Source organism: Terriglobales bacterium (assembly GCA_035624475.1).
Classification (GTDB): domain Bacteria; phylum Acidobacteriota; class Terriglobia; order Terriglobales; family Acidobacteriaceae; genus DASPRL01.
The window spans coordinates 1-2072 of record DASPRL010000209.1 but is presented as its reverse complement, the minus strand read 5'-3'; the positions used below and the strand labels follow the sequence as shown (position 1 = coordinate 2072).

The window sequence follows — 2072 nt, the reverse complement described above, 5'->3', positions numbered from 1 at the left end:
CAAGCTCGCGGCGCCGCCTGCAGGCCCTGCTGCGTGATCCCGCCCGCCGCCCCCACGTGATCACCTTCACCAGTTCCTCGACGGTGCGCAACTTCATGGACCTGCTGGGGCGGAAGCGGGAGAATCGCAGGCTGTTGAAGGGAATCACAGCGGCTTCCATCGGCCCGGTGACCTCGGCCACGCTGCGCGACCTGGGCCTCAAGCCCGGCGTTCAGGCCCGCCGCTACACCATCCCCGGCCTGGTGGCGGTCATCGTCGAGCGCAGACCCCGCCGCTAACTCTATTTCAATGTGCAGCCGCAGTCGGCAGGCTTCACGTATTCCTTTAAGAATTCGCCCACCCGGGTGTAGGCATCGATCTGGTTGGGGACGCGGGCGAAACCGTGCCCCTCGTTCTCGTAGATCTTCAGTTCCGCGACTCCGCCGCGCTTCGAGACCGCGTCCGCTACCTGCTGGGCCTCTTCCTTGGGACAGCGCGGATCGTTGCCCCCGGCCAGCAAGAGCAGCGGCGCCTTGATCCGGTCCACGAAGTGGATGGGCGAGCGCTCTTCGAAGAGCGCCTTGTCCTTGACCGGATCGCCCATGGTGGCCAGGTCATATTGTTGCAAGAGCGGGTCCTCGTGCTCGACCTCGGTGAACCAGTTGACGAAGGGGACGATGGCCACGCCCGCCGCCCACTCTTCGGGCGCCTTGGTCACCGCCATCATGGTCATGTAGCCGCCGTAGCTGCCGCCCATGACCGCCATCTTCTTGGGATCCATGAAGCCGGTCTGCTGGAGGAAGTCGGCTGCCGCCAGCACGTCCTGCAGGTCGCCGCCGCCCATATCGCGCAGGTTGGCGTCCTGGAACTCCTTGCCGTAGCCGGTGGAGCCGCGGTAGTTGGGCGCGATCACGAAGTAGCCCTGGTTCACCAGGTACTGGATGGTGCGGTTGAAGCTGTTCACACTCTGCGCCGTGGGCCCGCCGTGGATGTACACGATGCCCGCGTTTTCCATGGTGCGCCGCGCGTTGTAAGGGACATAGACGAAGGCCGAGATCTGCCACTTGCCGTCGCGGCTGGGGAAGTGCACCAGGAAGGGCTCGACCATGTCCTTGGGATCGAGGCCGCCCACCAGCGAGTGCGTGACCTGCCGCGCCTTCGCCGTGGCGAAGCTGTACACCCAGGCGTCGCTGGGGGCGTTGGCGCCGTTGTGGTAGAAGAGCAGCTCTTTGCCGTCGCGCGAGAAGGCCGACTCCGCTCCGCCCAGGCTGTTGACCCCCGGCGCCAGCGGCAGCGCCGCGGTCTTCCGGGTGGCCAGGTCGTGGACGAAGACCTCGGTGTTGCCGTCCACGTTGGCGGTGAAGGTGACCTTGCGCCCGTCGGGGGAGAAGTTGCCGGCGGCGATCTCCCACTTGTCGCGGGTCAGCCACGTGATCTTCTTGCTGGCGATGTCGAGCAGGCCCACGTTGTCGTAGCCGTTGGCGGCGTTCGAGGTGATGAGCAGGCGCTTGCCGTCGGGGGAAAAATCGGCCGCGCTGTAGGTCTGCTCGCCGGTATGCGCGGTCAGGTTCACGCTCTTGCCGGTCTCCACCTCCGCCAGGAAGATGTTGGAGTCCTTGCCGGCGGCGTTCTGCTGGGTGTAGGCGATCCACTTGCCGTCGCGCGACCAGATGGGCCCGAAGTTGCCCAGGTCTTTCGGCGTGCCCGAAGTGATGTGCTGCACGCCGCGCAGCGTGACGTTCATCACGTCGATCTCGTAGCTGGGCGAGTCCTTGGGCTTGACGGAGTAGGCCAGGAAGCGGCTGTCGGGCGACCACCCCGGACTCTCTTCTGAGATCTCCGGCGTGTTGGTCATGTTGTAGACCTTGCCGCTCTCCGGCGAGACCAGGAAGATGTCCCACTGCTCGTTGCCGTCGTGGTCGGACTGGTAGGCGATGTACTTGCCGTTGGGCGACCAGGCGGGCGCCGCCTGGCGCTGGTCGCTGACCGTGAGCTGCGTGGGCCAGCCGCCTCGCGCCGGCACCAGCCACAGGTTGTTGCGCCCGCTGATGTTCGAGATGAAGGCGATCTGCTTCCCGTCGGGCGACCACGCC

2 protein-coding genes are annotated in these 2072 nt (G+C 66.1%); one reads left to right on the top strand and one right to left on the bottom strand.

Annotated features, from left to right (window positions below):
• A partial coding sequence (locus tag VEG08_08720) for a uroporphyrinogen-III synthase (protein ID HXZ28066.1) occupies positions 1 to 278 on the top strand: 278 nt, incomplete at its 5' end.
• A gap of 2 nt (positions 279 to 280) precedes the next feature.
• On the opposite strand, the gene VEG08_08715 is transcribed toward VEG08_08720, so the two are convergent.
• On the bottom strand, positions 281 to 2072 hold a 1792-nt coding region (locus tag VEG08_08715; protein ID HXZ28065.1), incomplete at its 5' end, for a S9 family peptidase.